At 67.5% G+C, this 11,728-nt stretch carries 12 protein-coding genes; 8 read left to right on the top strand and 4 right to left on the bottom strand.

Annotated elements, in window-relative coordinates; genetic code table 11:
- Positions 1–11 precede the first annotated feature (11 nt).
- Together ACZ54P_RS00565 and ACZ54P_RS00560 are read left to right on the top strand one after the other, a co-directional pair.
- Positions 12–494: a GtrA family protein gene (locus ACZ54P_RS00565; RefSeq protein ID WP_465459449.1), complete on the top strand. Its 483-nt coding sequence runs from the start codon at positions 12–14 to the stop codon at positions 492–494.
- A 6-nt stretch (positions 495–500) separates the two neighbouring features.
- Positions 501–2,426, top strand: a complete 1,926-nt coding sequence (locus ACZ54P_RS00560; RefSeq protein WP_465459448.1) for a glycosyltransferase — start codon at positions 501–503, stop codon at positions 2,424–2,426.
- Positions 2,427–2,512: 86 nt separating this feature from the next.
- Here the strand turns inward: ACZ54P_RS00560 and ACZ54P_RS00555 are convergent, their stop codons facing one another.
- Complete coding sequence (locus tag ACZ54P_RS00555) at positions 2,513–2,755, bottom strand: hypothetical protein (protein WP_465459447.1); 243 nt, start codon at positions 2,753–2,755, stop codon at positions 2,513–2,515.
- A 114-nt stretch (positions 2,756–2,869) separates the two neighbouring features.
- Between ACZ54P_RS00555 and ACZ54P_RS00550 the strand changes: the two genes are divergently transcribed.
- The 4 genes from ACZ54P_RS00550 to ACZ54P_RS00535 all read left to right on the top strand — a co-directional run bounded on the left by ACZ54P_RS00550 (position 2,870) and on the right by ACZ54P_RS00535 (position 6,311).
- Complete coding sequence (locus ACZ54P_RS00550) at positions 2,870–3,634, top strand: ESX secretion-associated protein EspG (RefSeq protein ID WP_465459446.1); 765 nt, start codon at positions 2,870–2,872, stop codon at positions 3,632–3,634.
- A 146-nt stretch (positions 3,635–3,780) separates the two neighbouring features.
- Positions 3,781–4,266 carry a hypothetical protein gene (locus ACZ54P_RS00545; protein ID WP_465459445.1) on the top strand — a complete coding sequence of 162 codons (486 nt, stop codon included), beginning with the start codon at positions 3,781–3,783 and terminating at the stop codon, positions 4,264–4,266.
- Between the two features lie 5 nt (positions 4,267–4,271).
- Complete coding sequence (locus ACZ54P_RS00540) at positions 4,272–4,826, top strand: DUF3558 domain-containing protein (RefSeq protein WP_465459444.1); 555 nt, start codon at positions 4,272–4,274, stop codon at positions 4,824–4,826.
- Positions 4,827–4,838: 12 nt separating this feature from the next.
- Positions 4,839–6,311, top strand: a complete 1,473-nt coding sequence (locus ACZ54P_RS00535; RefSeq protein ID WP_465459443.1) for a WXG100 family type VII secretion target — start codon at positions 4,839–4,841, stop codon at positions 6,309–6,311.
- Between the two features lie 86 nt (positions 6,312–6,397).
- Here ACZ54P_RS00535 and glfT1 read toward each other — a convergent pair whose 3' ends face one another.
- From glfT1 to wzm, 3 genes are read right to left on the bottom strand one after another with little or no spacing between them, the layout of a single operon-like run.
- Positions 6,398–7,306, bottom strand: coding sequence for a galactofuranosyltransferase GlfT1 (gene glfT1, locus ACZ54P_RS00530; protein WP_465459442.1), 909 nt, complete (start codon positions 7,304–7,306; stop codon positions 6,398–6,400).
- Positions 7,303–8,127 (bottom strand): galactan export ABC transporter ATP-binding subunit Wzt/RfbE, encoded by an 825-nt coding sequence (gene wzt / locus ACZ54P_RS00525; RefSeq protein WP_465459441.1) that lies wholly within the window; start codon positions 8,125–8,127, stop codon positions 7,303–7,305. The genes glfT1 and wzt overlap by 4 nt, the downstream gene beginning before the upstream one ends.
- Before the next feature lie 3 nt (positions 8,128–8,130).
- Complete coding sequence (wzm, locus tag ACZ54P_RS00520) at positions 8,131–9,084, bottom strand: galactan export ABC transporter permease subunit Wzm/RfbD (protein ID WP_465459440.1); 954 nt, start codon at positions 9,082–9,084, stop codon at positions 8,131–8,133.
- Between the two features lie 104 nt (positions 9,085–9,188).
- Between wzm and ACZ54P_RS00515 the strand changes: the two genes are divergently transcribed.
- Both ACZ54P_RS00515 and ACZ54P_RS00510 read left to right on the top strand, forming a co-directional pair.
- The gene (locus tag ACZ54P_RS00515) at positions 9,189–10,436 is read left to right on the top strand and encodes a polysaccharide pyruvyl transferase family protein (RefSeq protein ID WP_465459439.1); all 1,248 of its coding nucleotides are present in this window, start codon (positions 9,189–9,191) and stop codon (positions 10,434–10,436) included.
- 39 nt (positions 10,437–10,475) lie between these two features.
- Complete coding sequence (locus ACZ54P_RS00510) at positions 10,476–11,636, top strand: epoxide hydrolase family protein (RefSeq protein ID WP_465459438.1); 1,161 nt, start codon at positions 10,476–10,478, stop codon at positions 11,634–11,636.
- Positions 11,637–11,728: the final 92 nt, after the last annotated feature.

Below are 11,728 nucleotides of genomic sequence, written 5' to 3'. Positions count from 1 at the left end.
GAGGTAGAGCAGTGGTGGCGACCGACCCGCAAGCCGGCCTGACGGCAGCAGCGCCGTCCTCTCCTGGGCTGCTCGGGCAGCTCATCCGCTTCGGCCTCATCGGTGGGTTCTGCGCCCTGATCGATTTCGGCGTCTACCAGGGGCTGCGTGCCCTCGGCATGGACGCGACGCCGTGGGTGGACATCGCCCGCGCGCTCAGTTTCATCGTGGGCACCACGACCGCCTTCTTCTTGAACCGCAAGTTCACCTTCGCCGGTGGCCGCCAGGAGGGCGCACGTCAGATCGGCGGCTTCGTCCTCCTGTACGCCGTGACGTTCCTCGTCGCCGTGGGCGTCAACCGGACGATGCTGCACGTCCTGCCGGAGTCGTCCTGGAAGGCCACTTTCGGTTGGGTCGTTTCGCAGGCAACCGCGACCGTGATCAATTTCGTCATGCTCAAGTGGGTCGTCTTCCGTGAGCCCCGCGCCACCGCCATAAGCACAGAGGAGAACTGAGGATTCATGCCCGGTAAAGCCGCCGTCACCGGAGAGGCCCCGAGCGCCATGGTGAGCACTATCGACGACACCCGCTTCGCGGAACGCACCCCGCAGGGCCGTCTCACCGCGCAGCGAGGGCTCTACGCCGGCCCGGCCCCCATCGTCAGCAAGGACCTCTACGCCGAACTCGAATGGGGCTCCGCCGTGCGCGAACGCGCGGGCATCACCATCGAGCCGGCGTCGAAAGTGTCCGGCAACACCTACTTCGGGCGCTTCCCCGCGAGCTACTGGCAGCGTTGGACCGACGTGACCGAGGTCGCGGTCGAGGCCGTCGTCACCGGTGACGGGCAGCTGTCCGTCGGCGCTTCCGACGTCGAGGGTGACTCGCGAGTCGTCGCCGCCGAAGTCGTCACGGGTGCGAAGCAGCAGAAGGTGTCGCTGACCGCGAAGTTGGACAAGTTCTACGACGGCGGCGCGCTCTGGCTCGACCTCGAAACTGAGGGTGGCCAGTCGCTGCGCGTCGAGAACGTCCGCTGGACGGTCGAGGCGCCGGAGAAGATCCGCCCGACCGCGGTGACCATCTGCACGATGAACCGCGCCGACGACTGCCTGTCGAACCTGCAGGCGCTCGCGGCCGACGTCTCCTCGCTGGAGACGCTCGACGCGATCTACGTCGCCGACCAGGGCACCGACCTCGTCGAGTCGCGCGAAGGCTTCGAGCAGGTCGCGAAGGACCTCGGCGACAAGCTGCACTACATCAAGCAGCCGAACCTCGGCGGCGCCGGCGGCTTCACCCGCGGCCTGTACGAGGTCGCCGGGCACACCGAGACCGAGCACGCGAACGTCCTGTTCATGGACGACGACGTCCTGCTCGAGCCGGACCTGGTGATCCGGATGACCGCGTTCTCCAACCGCACGGTCAACCCGGTCATCGTCGGCGGGCAGATGCTGAACCTGCTGCACCCGAACCAGCTGCACGTCGGCGCCGAGTACGCCCGGCTGAACACGCTGGAGCCCGGCCAGCCGGTGACGCACTCGCTCTCGACCGCCGACCTGCTCGGCGTCGACGAGGAGACCCTCAAGCCGAACCGCCAGGAACGCCGCCTCGACGCCGGGTACAACGGCTGGTGGTCGTGCCTGATCCCGTACGAGGTCGTCAAGGCCACGGGCTACCCGCTGCCGTTCTTCTTCCAGTGGGACGACGCGGAGTACAGCTACCGTGCCCGCGCGCACGGCTTCCCCACGGTCACCCTTCCGGGCGCCGGCGTCTGGCACGCCGACTTCCACTGGAAGGACTGGGACGAGTGGCACCGCTACTTCAACCTGCGGAACTCGATCATCACCGCCGCGCTGCACTCGCCGTTCAACCTGAACCTGCTCTCGCGCGTGCTCATCGCGCAGCTGGTCCGGTACCTGCTCGGCATGCAGTACGGCCTGTCCGCCACGCTGATCAAGGCCGTCGAGGACTTCCTCGAAGGGCCGGAGGTCCTGCGTGACGGCGGTGTCGCCGCGATGAAGGAGATCCGCCGGATCCGCGACGAGTACCCCGAGACCAAACGGCACAAGGCCACCGACGTCCCGGGCATCGCGTCCAACGACATCGGCATCGTCAACAGCGCGCCGCGGCCCAGCATGCAGCGCCTGGTGCTGATCAAGCGCGTCCTCGACCGGGTGCTCGGCCGCAGCCGCCACTCGCTCGGGGCGATCCCGATCGACGAGGCCCACTGGTGGCACGTCGCGACCTTCGACACCGCCGTCGTCACCGACGCTTCGCAGGAAGGCGTGCGGGTCCGCTCGTACGACCGCGCGAAGATGTTCGACCTGGCCCGGAAGGGCGCGAAGGTCATCCAGCGGCTTCGTAAGGAAGGCGCCGCGGTGCAGGAGCAGTACAAGCGCGCCATGCCCGAGCTGTCGTCGCGGGACAACTGGAAGCGGCTTTACGAGCTGTAGGGCCGCTTCGCTCTCTGAAGTGTCATGAGGGGTCCCCATCGGACGAGATTCGTCCGATGGGGACCCCTCATGACATCCGGCGGCACCTAGTGGAGACCGAAGACCCGCGTCTTGCGGTTCAGGTCGTCGATGTAGGCCGCGGCGACGTGGGAGAAGTTGATCGCCACTTCGGAGTCGTCCTTCGTCTTGACCGTCTGCACCGAACCCGTGCGGACGAAATGCGAAAGGTCCTTGGTCAGCCGTTCGGTTTCGTCCGTCGTGAGGGCGAAGAGCAGTGGCTCCCCACCGGCGACGAGATGAAGTACGAGCGCGGGTTTCTGGTCTGCCATGAACCCATCGCACCAGCCGTGATCACGGCCGGGCAAGCGGGTTCGCTGCGGGCGTACCGGGTGAGTGGACTACGTTCATCCCGACGAACAAGACACCCGCGGGGGGAAAAGGCGATGCCGCATTCGTTCTCGCTGTCGCTGGCGGCGGTGGACATCCTGCTCGAACACGGCAGGCTCGGACCGGCTCCGGTTCCGTTCGATGTCCCGCACATCGGCACCACGACCGACCAGCGCGCGATGGTGCGCGAGGCCGTCTTCCGCGATCTCGAGGGCCGCGGCCTGATGCGCGGCGGCAGGCTCGACGCCGACGTGGAACTCGCGCTCGCCACGTTCGTCCAACCGCAGCTCGCCGTGTGGGCGGTCGCGCAGATGGACAAGGACAAGCAGCTGTTCGCGAGGGCGGCGACGAACGGCCAGTTCGCGGTCCTCGCGCGCCAGGACGAAAACCTGCTCGTGTTCGAGGTGACCAGGCCGACCGCGATCGTCGCGTCGATCGTCGACCTGCTGCCGCTCACGCCGCCCGGTCCCGGCCAGTCCGTCACCATCGCGAAGCCGGCGAGCACGCCGAAGCGCTCTCGCAACGACGACGCCTACGACCCCTTCGCCGGTGTCAGCGGCCCCCGTTCCCACGGGTCGAACCCGCAGCAGCGGCAGGTGGAACGGATCTTCGAGAAACCGAAGACGCGGGTAGGCCAGTTCAGCGTGTTCATCCGCGGTGGCCAGGTGTTCCCCCCGCTGGCGTGGTTCGACACCGAAGCGGGCCGATTCATGATGACCTCGCGCCAGGCGGCCGACGGGCAAAGCTGGCTGACCTACGCTCCCGCCGACAACGCGAGGATCGCGCAGCAGCTGTACGCCCAGCTCGAAGGCCAGTTCTGAACGAGCCGGAACCAGGGCGACGCCCGTTTCGTCACACTTGCCGGAGCGGTCTTCGGTGATCGGAGAATCACCGTTGCGCTGAGTGCCCGGCTAGTAGACTGCCGGGCGGTACGCACGGGCTGGAAGACGATGCAGTGGGGCGGGCGATGGCTTTCGAAGCGGACGGCGGACAGGCGGCACCGAACTACGCGATCCGTGACCTGGGGGCCGCGGTGGGGGCGGCGGCCAACTACGTCGAAAAGGGCGGCCTGAACGAGGCGGCGGTCGCCAAGGTCAGCGCCGAGACCCAGAAGTTGGTCTCCGCCGCCAAGAACGGCGGCTTCACGATCACCGAGAAGGGCGTGGAACCCCTGCGCAAGGCGCTGGCGGACATGTCCGAGCACCTCGACACGCTCAAGGCGAAGACGGTGCACCTTTCGCAAGCGCCGAAGCTGGGCGGGCACCCGTACGGCAAGGCCGTGGCGGCGCACGACCAGAAGGGCGCCTCCGAGTCGGCAGGCTCCGCCGCCGTGGTGCTCGAACAGTTCGCCAAGGTGGTCAAGGACGCCGACGAGGCGCTGGCCAGGGCGGCCGGGCTGTACAAGGGCGTCGAAGATCGCGCGGTCGAAGCCACCAAGAAGATCCAGGCTTGAGGACGATGAAGAAGTTTTACGCCTTGCCGCTCGTCGCGGCCGCACTGGTACTCGCCGCCTGCTCCAGCGAGAAGCCCGGCACACCCACCGCCGCGCCGACCTCGGCGCCGGGGCAGCCGGCGTCGTCCGCCGCGCCGCCGTCCACCGGCGGCGGGAACACCGCGTCGCTGGACCCCTGCTCGCTCGTCAGCGCGGCCGACCTGTCTTCGTACGGGACCTTCAAGGCGCCGGAGACCGGTGAAGACGGCGGAGCCCGCACCTGCACCCTCACGAAGGACAAGGCCACCGCCAGTGAGGAATCGCTGAGCGTCAGTGTCGGTGTCCGTGACTCGCAGGGGCTCGACAGCGTCAACGACGCCGGCAACGGCAAGACCAACGGCAACGTCCAGGGCCGCAAGGCGGTCCTGGTCCCGACGCCGCCGACGAACTGCCTGATGGCGCTCGAAGCGGGCGCCACCGCACGGGTGGACGTCGTCACGGTGTCGACCGATCCCGAGAAGGCCTGCGGGATCGCGGAGAAGGTCGCGGACATCGTCGCACCGAAGCTTCCGAAGAGCTAAGGGGAATCAGGGATGACCAAGACACCGAACCTGAGCGAGAAGCAGGTCGCCGACCTTTCGCCCGCGGCACGTGACGCCTATTTCCAGCAGAAGGCGAACGAAGGCGTCGACCCGAGTGACGGCTGGCTCTTCGGCGCCGTCAAGCAGTTCATCGCCACCGGACAGGCGCAGCAGCAGGCGCAGGAGGTCGGCGACAAGAACGTCGATCAGCTGACCAAGAACGGCGAGGTCCAGTACGTCGAGGGGCTGGAGCCGTCGAACGCGGATTACCAGGGCTACGACCACGAGAAGCTCAAGCAGTTCGTCAGCAGCGACTTGAACGTCGAGCAGGTCACCCAGGTTTCCACCGCCTACCACGACATCCACAAGGCTTTCGAAAGTTTCGCGAACACGATGACCCAAGCGGTCAACGCGTCGCAGGGCACCTGGGACGGCGAGGCGGCCGCCAACGCGAAGGGCTATTTCCAGAGCCTCAGCAAGTGGTCCGAGGCGAACTCGCAGAACGCGAAGCTCGCGTCCGAGACCATCTACGACCAGGGCACCGCGGCTTCCAACGTGAAGAACGTGATGCCCGAGCCGATCCCGTTCAGCTGGAAGGACGAGGTCGGCGGCTGGATGACGTCGAACCCGTTCAACCTCGGCGAGAACATCGACAAGTCCATCCAGAAGCAGCAGGACAGCCAGGAGGCACACACTCAGGCCGCCTCCGCCATGCACGAGTACGACAAGTCCTTGTACGAGGCCGCGTCGAAGCAGCCCGTGTTCGCCGAGCCGCCGAAGTTCGGCACCGGCGGCGGTGAGGGGACGGGCGACCGGAGCGACATCTACCGGCTGCCTCCCGGGTCGAACCCGCCAGGCTCCACCCCGCCCGGCAACACCTACATCCCGCCCGGTAACGGAGGCGGCGGTGGTGGCGGAGGCGGCGGCACTGGGGGCGGGGGCGCCGTCATCCCGCCGGGCACGAGCCACATCCCCGGCCCCGGGTCCACCACGGGGTCCGGCAGCATTCCCTCGGGCACGACGCCTTCGGGTTTCCAGAACACCCCGCAGCCGATCAGCACGCCCGGGCCCAACAACAACATGAACGCGATGCCGATGAGTCCCATGCCGATGTCGCCCATGATGGGCGGCGGTATGGGTGACTCCGACCACAACAGCCGGACCGGCCGCGGCGGTGGCGGCAGCGGGTTCGGCCCCGGTAGCGGCGCGAGCTCCACGCCCGGTTCGGGTTCCGCGTCCGGCGCGGCCCGTCCGGGTGGGGTCGGCGCGGCCGAAGCGGCGGCCGGTCGCGGTATGGGCGGTCTCGGCGGTGGCGCCGGCGGCCGTGGCGGCCCGGGTATGGGCGGCGGCATGGCCGGCCGCGGTCAGAACGCCGAGGGGGACGAGGACACCGAGCACCAGCGTCCGACGTACCTCGTCGAGGGCGACCCGGACGAGGTCTTCGGGACCGACATGCGCACCGCACCGCCGGTCATCGGCGAGTAGGGCGGCTCACGACGAAAATGCCATGAAAGGTCCTTTCCTTGCAGAATTTGCAAGGAAAGGACCTTTCATGGCAAGTGGGGCCCGCCTCAGTAGCGGAAGAACTTCTCCTTGCGGCCCTGCCGCACCAGCTTGAGCCACTGCAGGAACGCCTTCGGATCCCGCTTCACACCGATGAAGTACAGCCCGAACCGCGCCACTTCGAGCGCGCCGATCTTGCGCATGCCCGGCTGCGAGAGCAGGTACCCGCGGTTGCGGTAGGTGTAGTAGCGCTTGACCTCGTTTTCCGGGTCCTGCGCGTGGAACCGGCCGCCGAGCATCGGCTTGAACTCGTCCGAGCCGTCCGGGTGCAGGTACGCGGTCTTGAGCGAGGTGCCGAACGGCAGCCCCGAGCGCACCAGGCGCCGGTGCAGTTCGACCTCGTCGCCGCGGAAGAACAGCCGCAGATCCGGCACGCCGACGACGTCCAAAGTGGACGCGCGGAACAACGCGCCGTTCATCAGCGAAGCGATGCCGGGCAGGAAGTCGACGCCCAGTTCCGAAGACGAACGCTTCCAGGTCAGCCCGCGCCGCAACGGGAACGCGAGTTTCTCCGGTGAGTCGATGTTCGTGACCACCGGGGAGATCTCGGCCAGATCCCGTTTCTCGGCCTCTTCCAACAGGATCGCGAGGACGTTCTCGTCGGCGGGACGGCCGTCGTCGTCGGCCAGCCAGATCCAGTCCGCGCCCAGCGACAGCGCGTGCAGCATGCCGAGCGCGAACCCGCCCGCGCCACCGAGGTTGCGGTGCGAAGGCAGGTAGGTGAAGGGAAGCGGGTAGTTCTCGACGATTTCGCGCGCCGACTGGTCCGGCCCGTTGTCGACCACGACCAGGTGGTCGACCGGCCGGGTCTGGGTGGCGATGACCTTCAGCGATTCCGCGAGCAGCTCCCGCCGATGGCGCGTGACGACGACGCCGACGACGGCGCCTTCGGGCAACTGCCGGGTCTCGCTGGTCATCCTTGACCGCCGTTCGTCGTGGCCATCGGCTCGGGTTCGACGCCGAACCGCTCCAGCGTCTCCTGGCTCATGTTCTCGAACGGGTCGCGCCCCTTGTAGCCGGTGAGCACCTCGCGCAGCGAACCGCGCTGCTTGACGTGCCCCTCGTCCATCCAGATGGCGGAATCGCAGAGTTCGAAGAGGAACTCGTCCGAGTGGCTGGCGAACACCAGGATGCCCGACCGCTTCACGAGGTCCTTCAGCCGATCCTTCGCCTTGGTGAGGAACGCCGCGTCGACCGCGCCGATGCCCTCGTCGAGGATCAGGATCTCCGGGTCGATCGACGTGACCACGCCCAGCGCCAGCCGGACGCGCATACCGGTCGAGTACGTCCGGAGCGGCATCTGGAGGTAGTCGCCGAGTTCGGTGAATTCCGCGATGTCGTCGACGCGTGCTTCCATCTGTTTCGCGGTCATCCCGAGGAACAGACCGCGGACGATGATGTTCTCCAGCCCGGAGATCTCCGGGTCCATGCCGATGCCGAGGTCGAAGACCGGCGCGATCTTGCCGGAAATCCTCGCCGAGCCGCGCGTGGGCTCGTAGATCCCGGACAGCAGTCGCAGCAGGGTCGACTTCCCGGCGCCGTTGTGGCCGACCAGGCCGACGCGGTCGCCTTGTTTCAACGAGAGCGTCACGTCGTGGAGGGCTTCGATGATCGGCACCTTGCTCTCGGTGCCGATCTTGCCGCCGACCTTGCCCAGCACCCGTTTCTTGAGGGAACGGGTCTTCGCGTCGAAGATCGGGAAGTCGACGTAGGCGTTGTGCACATCAATGCTGACCATCTGTCACACCCAATAAGAGACGCGGGAACGGTAATTGCGCATCGCGACCAGGGCGAGACCCCAGCCGACGATGGTGATGCCACCGACGACGACCCAGCTGTAGGGGCTGACGGCCTGTCCGATCATCGGTGCGCGCACGATCTGGATGAAATGGAACAACGGGTTGCCGTAGACAAAGGGCAGCGCCCACGAGGTGGCGGCCCGGAAGCCACCCGCCATCAGCTGGTCGATCGGCCACACGATCGGCGTCATGTAGAAGAGCAGCTGGATGATCGAGTTGATCACCTGCGGGATGTCGCGGTACCGCGTCGAGATGATGCCCAGCAGCAGGGTCACCCAGCCGGCGTTCAGTGCGAGCATGAAGAAGCCGGGGATCGCGGTGAGCGAGTACCAGCCGATGCCCGGGTGGCAGATCCCGGAGAAGTTCGGCTCGCAGACGCCGCTGTTCAGCGTGTACTGGTGGTTGAGCGAGGTGAAGAAGATCGCGATGACGATGACGTAGACGATCAGGTTGTGCACCAGCATCAGGGTCTGGCGCCACACCGTTCGCAGTACGTAGACCGAAAGTGGCGCGGGGAGCTGTTTGATCAGCCCCTCGTTGGAGATGAAGGTCTCCATGCCCTCGGACAGGCAGCCGCTGATGAAGCCCCAGATGATGAAGCCGGTGCTGATGTAGGGCAGGAACGTCGCCGTCGGCATGTGGAACAACTGTGAGTACAGGAGTCCGAGGCCGAGTGCGATGACACCCTGGCTGATGGTGATCCAGAACGGGCCGATCACCGAGCGGCGATAGCGCTGCTTGATGTCCTGCCAGCCGAGGTGTCCCCACAGCTCTTTGGCGGCGAAACCGGTCTTGATGTCGGCGAACGCGCGCGAAAAGGTCTTGCTGTCCGAAATCGGCGGAACCGAGGTCGGCGCAGCACCGTCGGCGGCGTGAACCGTGCTGGTGGCATGCACGGGAACGAGGGTACCGATGGAGCCGATGGTGCCTGGGCCGCCCCGGTCTGAGCCCGGGACCCGTCCGGCTCTGGTAACGGCGGGTGCGGCGTTACGATGCACGAATGCCGGTCCCCGACAGTACGGCTCCGGTCCCGGAGCCTGCCCGGCGCGCGTTGTATTACCTCGTCGCGCCGGTCGGTCACCCCAATTACGGTGACGAGCTCATCGCCGCGAGCTGGCTCCGGCATCTGGCTGAAGTGGCCCCGGACGCGGACGTGTGGGTGGACACCCACTCGCCCGGCCCGGCGGCCGTGCTGCTCGACGGCCTGCACCCGCGCGCGAAGTTCACCGACACCCTCTGGCGGCTCTGCTGGGAGGTCGCTTCCGAGGATCCTTGGCAAGCCGCCGCGTGGGTCCGGGAGGCCGTCCACAACCCGGGGATGATGCCGAGGCTGCACCATGGCATCGAGCTGCTGGCCGAGGTGGACGTCATCCATGTCGTCGGCGGTGGCTACATCAACAAGCTCTGGCCGAAGCAGATCGGTCTCTTGGCAGGTGCCGCCGCGGCCGTCGAACGGTCCGGTGGCCGCGCGGCCATGACGGGTCAAGGCCTGCTGCCCGCCTGCGACGACGTCGCGCCGTTGCTGCGCGCGCTGGCCGACCGGTTCGAGATCGTCGAAGTCCGTGACGACGCCTCGGCGGAGCTGCTGGACGTCCCGGTGGGGCTCGACGACGCCTTCATCGGCATCGGCCCGCACCTCTACGAGGCCGCCGAAGACCTGCCCGAGGTCATGCTCTGCCTCCAGTCCGACCTCGTCGAGGTGGGGATCGGCAAGCTGGCGGGCACGGTGCTCTCGATGCTGCGCTCGTGGAAGATCCCGCCGGAGAAGGTCGGCGTCGTCGAAGGGGTCCCTCGCGTCGACCGTGAGGTGTTCGCGCTTTTCGAGCGAGAGCTGCCCGGCGCCCGCTTTTATCCGTTTTCGCACATCTGGACCCACGGGCTCCCGGTCGCGCCCCACCAGACCTGGATCTCCACCAGGTTCCACCTGCACATGCTGGCGTCGGCCGCGGGGGCATCGGGGGTCGCGGTGTCGATCCGCCCCGACTACTACGCGACGAAACACCGTTCCTTGGCCGCGCTCGGTTCCAACTGGACCCTGCTGGAAGACCTGAACCAGGTGCCGGATCGGCCGAAGGCGGGCGGTTACGCCCCCGAGGTGCTCGCGAACTTCAAGAGAGCGAAGGTGGAGCTGGCGAAGTCCGTTTACGCCCCCGTGATCCGCCCCGAGCCGGAGCCCGAAGCGCCTGCGGAAGAACCCCCGGAGGCGCCCCCACGACGTCGGCGCTGGTCTCGCATCATCCGAGGTTGAGGACCGTAACCGTCCTCGATCCTCCCTAACGTCGGCTTCATGACCGAAGACATCACGCCGTTCGAGATCGCGGTCCCGCGGCGAGACCTCGACGATCTCGCCGCCCGCCTGGCGAACACCCGCTGGCCCGATCAGCTCGACGGGGTGGGCTGGGGTCTCGGTACACCGCTCGGGTACCTCCAGGACCTCGCCGAGTACTGGCGGCTCCGCTACGACTGGCGGACGCACGAAGAGCGCCTCAACGGCTTCCCCGGCTTCATGACGAACATCGACGGCGCGAACGTCCACTTCCTGCACGCGCGGTCACCGGAGCCGGACGCGACGCCGCTCGTGCTCACGCACGGCTGGCCGGGGTCCATTGTGGAATTCCTCGACGTCATCGGGCCGCTGTCCGATCCACGCGCGTACGGCGGCGACCCCGAAGACGCGTTCCACGTCGTCGTGCCCTCGCTGCCGGGGTTCGGGTTCTCCGGACCGACGACCGAGGCGAACTGGGGCCCTGACCGGATCGCCGACGCGTGGCCGGTACTGATGTCGCGGCTCGGCTACGAGCGCTTCGGGCTGCACGGCGGCGACTGGGGCGCGATCGTGTCGCGTCAAGTCGGCGTCCGGTCCCCGGAACGGGTGATCGGCGCCCATCTGACGATGCTGCCGAGCGCGGTGCCGGAAACGGAAGCCGATCTCGAAGGACTCACCGGCGGCGAACGCGCGCGGGGTGAGGCCGCGCTGGCGCGCGGGCGGGAGTTCCAGTACGGCGAGCTGGGTTACGCGATGATCCAGGGGACCAAGCCGCAAACGCTTGCCTACGGGCTCACCGACTCGCCGGCCGGGCAGCTCGGCTGGCTGGTGGAAAAGTTCAAGTCCTATTCGGACTCACGTGACGTTCCCGAAGACGCGATCGACCGCGACGATCTGCTGACCAACGTGATGCTCTACTGGCTCACCGGCACCGCGAACTCGTCGTCGCGGATCTACGCCGCGCTGGGCGGCGCATGGGGCGAGGAGCCGCCGAGGTCCACTGTGCCCACCGGGGTCGCCGTGTTCCAGAAGGACACCGGCCTCCCGATCCGGCGGCTCGCCGAGCGGACCGACAACATCGTGCACTGGTCCACTCTGGACCGCGGCGGTCACTTCCCGGGGCTGGAGGTGCCGGACCTGCTCATCGGGGACCTGCGCGCCTTCTTCGGCCCGCTGCGCTAGCCCCGGCCGCAATGAAGGGGCCTTTCATCGCAAAATTTGCTATGAAAGGCCCCTTCATTGCGCGCTGGTGAGGTGTCAGCGGTCCGGTGACA

Source organism: Amycolatopsis sp. NPDC034160, assembly GCF_055575355.1.
This window is presented reverse-complemented; position numbering and strand designations above follow the sequence as displayed.

Coding starts and splice junctions, on each gene's coding strand:
- ACZ54P_RS00560 (WP_465459448.1), top strand. CDS start 501: ATGCCCGGTAAAGCCGCCGTCACCGGAGAGGCCCCGAGCGCCATGGTG.
- ACZ54P_RS00555 (WP_465459447.1), bottom strand. CDS start 2,755: ATGGCAGACCAGAAACCCGCGCTCGTACTTCATCTCGTCGCCGGTGGG.
- ACZ54P_RS00550 (WP_465459446.1), top strand. CDS start 2,870: ATGCCGCATTCGTTCTCGCTGTCGCTGGCGGCGGTGGACATCCTGCTC.
- ACZ54P_RS00545 (WP_465459445.1), top strand. CDS start 3,781: ATGGCTTTCGAAGCGGACGGCGGACAGGCGGCACCGAACTACGCGATC.
- ACZ54P_RS00540 (WP_465459444.1), top strand. CDS start 4,272: ATGAAGAAGTTTTACGCCTTGCCGCTCGTCGCGGCCGCACTGGTACTC.
- ACZ54P_RS00535 (WP_465459443.1), top strand. CDS start 4,839: ATGACCAAGACACCGAACCTGAGCGAGAAGCAGGTCGCCGACCTTTCG.
- glfT1 (WP_465459442.1), bottom strand. CDS start 7,306: ATGACCAGCGAGACCCGGCAGTTGCCCGAAGGCGCCGTCGTCGGCGTC.
- wzt (WP_465459441.1), bottom strand. CDS start 8,127: ATGGTCAGCATTGATGTGCACAACGCCTACGTCGACTTCCCGATCTTC.
- ACZ54P_RS00515 (WP_465459439.1), top strand. CDS start 9,189: ATGCCGGTCCCCGACAGTACGGCTCCGGTCCCGGAGCCTGCCCGGCGC.
- ACZ54P_RS00510 (WP_465459438.1), top strand. CDS start 10,476: ATGACCGAAGACATCACGCCGTTCGAGATCGCGGTCCCGCGGCGAGAC.